General features: G+C 60.0%; 6 protein-coding genes and 2 pseudogenes. 1 reads left to right on the top strand and 7 read right to left on the bottom strand.

Annotated elements, in window-relative coordinates; translation table 11 throughout:
- Both HP547_RS22305 and HP547_RS22300 read right to left on the bottom strand, forming a co-directional pair.
- Nucleotides 1–190, bottom strand: a pseudogene (locus HP547_RS22305) (transketolase family protein); the annotation flags it as partial.
- On the bottom strand, nucleotides 187–1,044 hold the full coding sequence (locus HP547_RS22300) for a transketolase (protein WP_172287444.1): 858 nt from the start codon (nucleotides 1,042–1,044) through the stop codon (nucleotides 187–189). The gene HP547_RS22300 and the pseudogene HP547_RS22305, both read right to left, overlap by 4 nt.
- Nucleotides 1,045–1,193: 149 nt before the next feature.
- On the opposite strand from HP547_RS22300, the gene HP547_RS22295 reads away from it, so the two are divergent.
- The gene (locus HP547_RS22295; RefSeq protein WP_172287443.1) at nucleotides 1,194–2,078 is read left to right on the top strand and encodes a LysR substrate-binding domain-containing protein; all 885 of its coding nucleotides are present in this window, start codon (nucleotides 1,194–1,196) and stop codon (nucleotides 2,076–2,078) included.
- A gap of 121 nt (nucleotides 2,079–2,199) precedes the next feature.
- Here HP547_RS22295 and glmS read toward each other — a convergent pair whose 3' ends face one another.
- From glmS to HP547_RS22270, 5 genes and pseudogenes are all read right to left on the bottom strand, one after another.
- Nucleotides 2,200–4,035: a glutamine--fructose-6-phosphate transaminase (isomerizing) gene (gene glmS, locus HP547_RS22290; RefSeq protein ID WP_172227318.1), complete on the bottom strand. Its 1,836-nt coding sequence runs from the start codon at nucleotides 4,033–4,035 to the stop codon at nucleotides 2,200–2,202.
- Nucleotides 4,036–4,037: 2 nt separating this feature from the next.
- Complete coding sequence (locus HP547_RS22285) at nucleotides 4,038–4,814, bottom strand: DeoR/GlpR family DNA-binding transcription regulator (RefSeq protein WP_172227316.1); 777 nt, start codon at nucleotides 4,812–4,814, stop codon at nucleotides 4,038–4,040.
- Between the two features lie 175 nt (nucleotides 4,815–4,989).
- Nucleotides 4,990–6,357, bottom strand: coding sequence for a bifunctional UDP-N-acetylglucosamine diphosphorylase/glucosamine-1-phosphate N-acetyltransferase GlmU (gene glmU / locus HP547_RS22280; RefSeq protein WP_172227314.1), 1,368 nt, complete (start codon nucleotides 6,355–6,357; stop codon nucleotides 4,990–4,992).
- Between the two features lie 119 nt (nucleotides 6,358–6,476).
- Nucleotides 6,477–6,896, bottom strand: a complete 420-nt coding sequence (locus HP547_RS22275; RefSeq protein WP_041167946.1) for a F0F1 ATP synthase subunit epsilon — start codon at nucleotides 6,894–6,896, stop codon at nucleotides 6,477–6,479.
- A 43-nt stretch (nucleotides 6,897–6,939) separates the two neighbouring features.
- Nucleotides 6,940–7,221: pseudogene (locus HP547_RS22270) on the bottom strand (F0F1 ATP synthase subunit beta); the annotation flags it as partial.

The raw sequence follows: 7,221 nt of genomic DNA, 5'->3' as shown, positions 1-7,221 counted from the left end.
GGGCGAAGATGTGCAGGTCGGTGTACTTGGCCAGGTCTGCAGTCATGCCAACGATGCGGGGATCCTTCTGACCAGCCTTAACCAAAGCGTGGCCAAATGGTGCAGAGGTGGTGCGTTGCCCTTCACTGGCAATGGAAGCGATCATGGACGACGTGGTGAGCTTCGGCTTTGCTGGAGAGGCGGCAGTCATTGGTGGCTCCTTGGCGCGTGGATCTCATCGAGGTCTGCAAGTGCTTGCTGCCACTCCTGGGGCTCGACCCGGATGAAGTGGTTCTTGTCACGCTGTTCCAGGAACGGCACGCCTTTACCCATCAAGGTATCGAAGAGGATCACCCGGGGCTTATCGCCAGGGAGCGCCCGCGCGGTATCGAAGGCATCGATCACAGCCTGCAGGTTGTTGCCGTCGACGCGTTGCACATGCCACCCAAACGCGGCCCACTTATCGACGAGAGGCTCGAACTGAAGGATGTCGTGCGATGGGCCGTCGGCCTGTTGGCGGTTGATGTCCACCAGGTTGATGAGGTTGCCCAACCGGTGGTGTGCGGCCGACATGGCAGCCTCCCATACCGCGCCTTCATCCAACTCGCCGTCAGACATTGAGTTGTACACGAACGCCCCGTTGCCCTTGAGGCGCAGCCCCAGCGCCTGACCCACCGCGATGGCCAGCCCTTGGCCCAACGAGCCACCCGAGATTTCCATGCCGGGTGTGTAGGTAGCCATGCCAGACATCGGCAGCCGACTATCGTCAGAGCCATAGGTTTCCAGCTCTTCTTCCGGCAGCACTCCCGCCTCCAGCAAAGCGGCGTACAAGGCTATGGCATAGTGTCCATGGGACAGCAGAAAGCGATCCCGCCCTTCCCAGTCGGGTTGATCAGGGCGAATATTCATGGCGTGGCAGTAGGCAACAGCTAGCACATCGGCCCAGCCCAACGCCTGGCCTACGTAGCCCTGGCCTTGGACCTCACCCATGCGCAGCGCGAAGCGACGGATGCGCCAAGCGTGCGCCGACATCCGGGCAAAGTGCTCATTGCGACTCTCGGTCATATTGTTCTCCATTGGTGACCAGCGATCCGGTGTCACTGATGTAGAAGATTCATCGGTAAGCATCGAATTGAGTAACCAGTTGATGTTCATGTAAAAATACAGAGCCGACAAAAGGTTTAAATTCGCCAACCAATGAACTGGATTCATCAATGAAGGTGTTGAAACGGTTGCCTCTGCCAGCGCTCAGGGTTTTCGAGGCGGCAGGCCGAACGTGCTCGTTCGTGGAAGCAGCAAAAGAGCTTGATCTCTCGCCCAGTGCGGTGAGCCATGCAATCCGAAAACTGGAAGCCGCTGCCGAAATTTCGCTGTTCGTCCGCAACACCAGGCACACGGCGTTGACGGCTGAAGGAGCCATGCTGCTCGATCACGTACAACGCGGCTTCGAAGAGATGAGTCGGGGTTTAGCGATCGCGACCAACGAGACGGCGCTCCCCCTGCGCTTGCATACCGCGCCGACCTTTGCCAGTCAGTGGCTGGTCCCGCGCCTGGCCGGGTTCTTGAGAGACCACCCTGGCATCGACTTGCGTATCTCCGCTAGCACGGATTACGCACTGTTCGACAATGACGACTTCGACCTGGATATCGTGTATGGCGAGCCCCGGCCGTCCTCGCATGAAAAGACGCCGTTGCGCATCGAAGAGCTGACGCCACTGTGCAGCCCTGAAGTCGCAAGGTCTCTACGCTCGCCACAGGATCTGTACTCTCAGTTTCTGATACAGAGCGATGGGCAGTCGGTGCAATGGAAAGGCTGGTTTGCGGCAAACGCGATGCAACCGCCGCAATCTTATGGTCTGGCGTTCGACCGGAGTTCAATGGGTATCGCTGCGGCGGCAGGTGGTCTGGGAGTAGTCCTTGAATCGGATTTAGTAGCCGAGCAAGAGCTGGCGAGCGGTCGCTTGGTCCGTCCACTGCGGGATGTGAGCCACAGCGTCCGGTACGTGGGCCATTACCTGGTACATCCCCGTCGGCCCACGCAGCCTCACGCCGTCACTCAATTCAAGCAATGGCTGTTCAAGGAGCTGGCTGTGATCTGATCGCTGGGTCATACCCCCTATGCGCTACACCTGCGACCTCAGTAATCACCTGGTGCTTGTAGAGCAGAAAGTGACTGCAAAAAGTACAGCAGCCACCACCAAAACGCCCCCGGCTCTCGCCTTACTCGACAGTAACCGACTTGGCCAGGTTACGCGGCTGATCCACGTCGGTGCCTTTCAGCACAGCGACGTAGTAAGACAGCAGCTGCAACGGAATGGTGTACAGGATCGGCGCCAGGGCATCGGCGATGTGCGGCACCTTGATCACGTGCGTACCTTCACCATTGGTCATACCAGCGTGCTCGTCGGCAAACACTACCAACTCGCCACCACGGGCACGTACTTCCTGCAGGTTGGATTTCAGCTTTTCCAGCAGTTCGTTGTTCGGGGCCACGGTAACCACCGGCATGTCGTTATCCACCAGTGCCAGCGGGCCATGCTTCAGCTCGCCTGCCGGGTAGGCTTCGGCGTGGATGTAGGAGATTTCCTTGAGCTTGAGCGCACCCTCCATCGCGACCGGGTACTGCGCACCACGGCCAAGGAACAGGGTGTGGTGCTTGTCGGCAAACAGCTCGGCAATTTTCTCGACGGTGGCGTCCATGGCCAGGGCTTCGCCCAGACGGGTCGGCAGGCGGCGCAGTTCTTCCACCAGCTCGGCTTCGACGCCGGCATCCAGGGTACCGCGCACCCGGCCAAGGGCCAGCGTCAGCAGCATCAGCGAAACCAGCTGGGTGGTGAAGGCTTTGGTGGAAGCCACGCCGATTTCCGGGCCGGCCAGGGTCAGCAGGGTCAGGTCCGACTCACGTACCAACGAGCTGATGCCCACGTTGCAGATTGCCAGGCTGCCCAGGAAACCCAGCTCCTTGGCGTTACGCAAAGCGGCCAGGGTGTCGGCGGTTTCGCCGGACTGCGAGATGGAGACGAACAGGGTGTCCGGCTGCACCACCACCTTGCGGTAGCGGAACTCGCTGGCTACCTCGACCTGGCATGGGATACCCGCCAGGCTTTCCAGCCAGTAGCGAGCTACCATGCCCGCGTGGTAGCTGGTTCCGCACGCAACGATCTGTACATTCCGTACCTTGCCAAACAGCTCGGCGGCCTGCGGTCCGAAGGCCTGGACCAAGACGTGGTCAGTGCCCAGACGGCCTTCCAGGGTGCGCTGCACCACGCTTGGCTGCTCATGGATTTCCTTGAGCATGAAGTGACGGTAAGTGCCCTTGTCAGCAGCTTCGGCACCTTCGTGGTACTGCACGGTTTCGCGCTGAACCTTGTCGCCCTGCACGTCCCAGATGGAAACCTGGTCACGGCGGATTTCGGCGATGTCGCCTTCTTCCAGGTACATGAAGCGGTCGGTGACCTGGCGCAGGGCCAGTTGGTCGGAGGCCAGGAAGTTCTCGCCCAGGCCCAGGCCGATGACCAGCGGGCTGCCGCTGCGGGCTGCAACAAGGCGGTCAGGCTGCTTGGCGCTGATCAGCGCCAGGCCGTAGGCACCATGCAGGCGCTTGACCGCAGCCTTCAGGGCATCGGTCAGGTCAGGGATGGTTTTCAGGGTGTGGTGAATCAGGTGGACGATCACTTCGGTATCGGTCTGCGAGGTGAAGGCGTAGCCCAGCGCCTTCAGCTCTTCGCGCAGCTCCTCGTGGTTCTCGATGATGCCATTGTGCACAACGGCCACTTCACTCGCCGAGAAGTGCGGGTGTGCATTGCCTTCGGTTGGCGCACCGTGGGTAGCCCAACGGGTGTGGGCGATGCCCAGCTGGCCTGCCAACGGGTCTGCTGCAACAGCGGCTTCCAGCTCGCTGACCTTGCCGATGCGGCGGCGGCGCTGCAGTTCACCGTTCTGGGTGAGCACTGCCAGGCCAGCGCTGTCGTACCCGCGGTACTCGAGACGCTTGAGGCCTTCGATCAGGATGGCTGTGATATTACGCTCGGCGACGGCGCCAACGATTCCACACATGTTTATTGCTCCTGGCTGATCGCGGCGCAGATCAGGTTGACGCCACGGGCTTGAATTTGTTCGCGTGCCGCTGCGGGCAGGCGTTCGTCTGTAATCAGAGTGTGCACGCTGCTCCATGGCAGCTCGAGGTTGGGGATCTTGCGCCCTACCTTGTCGGACTCCACCATCACGATCACTTCACGGGCTACCTCGGCCATGACCCGACTGAGCCCAAGCAGCTCGTTGAAGGTGGTGGTACCGCGGCCGAGGTCGATGCCATCGGCACCGATGAACAGCTGGTCGAAATCGTAAGAGCGTAATACCTGCTCGGCCACCTGGCCCTGGAACGACTCGGAATGCGGGTCCCAGGTACCGCCGGTCATCAGCAGCACCGGTTCGTGTTCCAGGTCGCAGATGGCACGGGCCACGTTAAGCGAATTGGTCATCACCACCAGGCCGGGCTGGCGCCCCAGCTCCGGGATCATGGCCGCCGTGGTACTGCCGCTGTCGATGATGATCCGTGCGTGTTCGCGGATGCGCCCGACAGCTGCCCGGGCGATGGCCTTTTTATAGGAAGAGACAGGCTGAGCGGGCTCACCGAGCAGCTCTTGCGGGACAGGCACCGCACCACCATAGCGCCTCAGCAGCAGGCCGTTGGTTTCCAGGGCGGCGAGGTCTTTGCGGATGGTCACTTCCGACGTTTCGAAACGCTTGGCCAACGCGTCCACGCTCACCTCGCCCTGCTCGCTGAGCAAAGCCAGAATGTTGTGCCGTCGTTGTGGGGTGTTTCGTTTCGACATGAGCGCTTAAGTTTCGTTTCGAAAGATAATGGTTGCAATCAAAACCTAAGATGAGCGTTTCGTCAAGCTGTGGATAAATCTTTCAGCTGCTCGGAATTACACCAGGAATCTCTACCCACAAAAAAGCCGACCTATTCTCATAGGTCGGCTTTGAGTAGAAACAGCTGTGTATAACTCAGCTCTTCTTGAGCTTCTCCGGCCGCTTCCAGCCTTCGATATTGCGCTGGCGCGCACGACCTACAGCCAACTCCCCGGCTTTCACTGTCTGGGTGATGGTCGAACCGGCAGCGGTAGTCGCCCCCGCCTGGATATCCACAGGCGCCACCAGGGAATTGTTCGAGCCGATGAACACATCTTCGCCCATCACGGTCTTGAACTTGTTGGCACCATCGTAATTGCAGGTGATGGTGCCGGCACCGATATTGGTGCGCGCACCGATTTCTGCATCGCCCAGATAGCTCAGGTGACCAGCCTTGGCCCCCTCACCCAGGTGCGCATTCTTCAGTTCGACAAAGTTACCCACATGGGCCTTGGCGTCCAGCACGCTGCCCGGGCGCAAGCGGGCGAACGGCCCCGCATCGCTGCCCTCGCCCATCACCGCGCCTTCGAGGTGGCTGTTGGCCTTGACCACCGCCCCTTTGCGCAGGGTGGTGTTCTTGATTACGCAGTTAGGGCCGATCTGGACATCGTCCTCGATGACCACTTTGCCTTCGAGGATAACGTTGATGTCGATCAGCACATCGCGACCAACGGTGACTTCACCGCGCACATCGAAGCGTGCAGGATCGCGCAGGGTGACACCTTGCGCCATCAGTCGACGGCCTTCGCGCAGCTGGTAATGGCGCTCCAGCTCGGAAAGCTGGCGCCGGTCATTGGCGCCCTGCACTTCCATCGCATCATGTGGCTGCTCGGTGGCAACCACCAGGCCATCGGCTACAGCCATGGCAATGATGTCAGTCAGGTAATACTCGCCCTGGGCATTGTTGTTCGACAGGCGACTCATCCAATCGGCAAGGCGTGCGGCCGGGAGGGCGAGAATACCGGTGTTGCCTTCCTTGATGGCTTTCTGCGCGTCGGTGGCGTCCTTGTGCTCGACGATTGCAGTCACCATGCCTTGCTCGTCACGGACGATACGGCCATAACCGGTCGGGTCATCGAGGGTCACCGTGAGCAGGCCCAGCTGCTTGTCGTTGGCCTTGGCCAGCAGACGCTGCAGTGTTTCCACTTCAATCAACGGCACATCGCCGTACAGTACCAGCACGGTGTCCGCGGAGATTGCCGGCAGCGCCTGGGCAACTGCGTGGCCGGTGCCCAGCTGCTTGTCCTGCATGACGAAATTCAGGTCGTCAGCAGTCAGGCGCTCGCGAACCAGCTCGGCACCGTGGCCAATCACCACATGAATACCTTGCGGCTGCAGTTGGCGCGCGCTGTGAATAACATGGCCAAGCATCGAGTTGCCGGCTACCGGATGCAGCACTTTGGGCAGCGCCGAACGCATGCGAGTGCCTTGGCCGGCGGCGAGAATAACGATATCGAGTGACATTACTGGCTACCAATCCTGGGCGGTCAGTGAAATGACCGGGGGGAAAACGGAAAAAGAAAAAGGGTAGCCGAGGCTACCCTTTTACTCAATCACAACAGCAGTCATCAGCCCTGGGCCGATTACTTGCCTTTGCGCATTTGCTGGACAGTACGCAGCTGGGCTGCGGCCTCGGCCAGACGTGCGGCGGCGGCGCTGTAGTCGAAGTCCGCACCTTTCAGATTCAGGGCGTTCTCGGCAGCCTTGAGGGCTTCCTGAGCCTGCGCTTCATCCAGGTCTGCAGCACGTTGCACGGTATCGGCAAGCACCTTGACCATGTTCGGCTGAACCTCGAGGAAACCACCAGAGATGTAGAACACCTCTTGGGCGCCACCCTGCTTGGTCAGCGTGATCGGACCTGGCTTCAGATTGGTGATCAGCGGCGCGTGGCCTGGAGCGATACCAAGATCACCCAGGTTACCGTGCGCAACCACCATCTCGACCAGACCGGAGAAAATTTCTCCTTCCGCGCTGACGATATCGCAATGGACTGTCATAGCCATCTGCTTGCCTCAACCTGATAGCGCCCCTTGCGGGGCGCAGGAATTACAGTTTCTTGGCTTTCTCGATCGCTTCGTCGATGCTGCCGACCATGTAGAACGCTTGTTCTGGCAGGTGGTCGTAGTCACCTTTGAGGATGCCGCTGAAGCCAGCGATGGTGTCTTTCAGGGAAACGTACTTGCCTGGCGAACCGGTGAAGACTTCGGCCACGAAGAACGGCTGCGACAGGAAGCGCTGGATCTTACGAGCGCGGGCTACCAGTTGCTTGTCGGTCTCGGACAGTTCGTCCATACCCAGGATCGCAATGATGTCCTTCAGCTCTTTATA

This window comes from Pseudomonas sp. CM27, from assembly GCF_013179515.1.
Taxonomy (GTDB): Bacteria; Pseudomonadota; Gammaproteobacteria; order Pseudomonadales; family Pseudomonadaceae; genus Aquipseudomonas.
This window is presented reverse-complemented; position numbering and strand designations above follow the sequence as displayed.

Bases quoted from the DNA above. Each gene is read 5' to 3' on its own strand.
- HP547_RS22300 (WP_172287444.1), bottom strand. From the start codon at position 1,044: ATGACCGAGAGTCGCAATGAGCACTTTGCCCGGATGTCGGCGCACGCT.
- HP547_RS22295 (WP_172287443.1), top strand. From the start codon at position 1,194: ATGAAGGTGTTGAAACGGTTGCCTCTGCCAGCGCTCAGGGTTTTCGAG.
- glmS (WP_172227318.1), bottom strand. From the start codon at position 4,035: ATGTGTGGAATCGTTGGCGCCGTCGCCGAGCGTAATATCACAGCCATC.
- HP547_RS22285 (WP_172227316.1), bottom strand. From the start codon at position 4,814: ATGTCGAAACGAAACACCCCACAACGACGGCACAACATTCTGGCTTTG.
- glmU (WP_172227314.1), bottom strand. From the start codon at position 6,357: ATGTCACTCGATATCGTTATTCTCGCCGCCGGCCAAGGCACTCGCATG.
- HP547_RS22275 (WP_041167946.1), bottom strand. From the start codon at position 6,896: ATGGCTATGACAGTCCATTGCGATATCGTCAGCGCGGAAGGAGAAATT.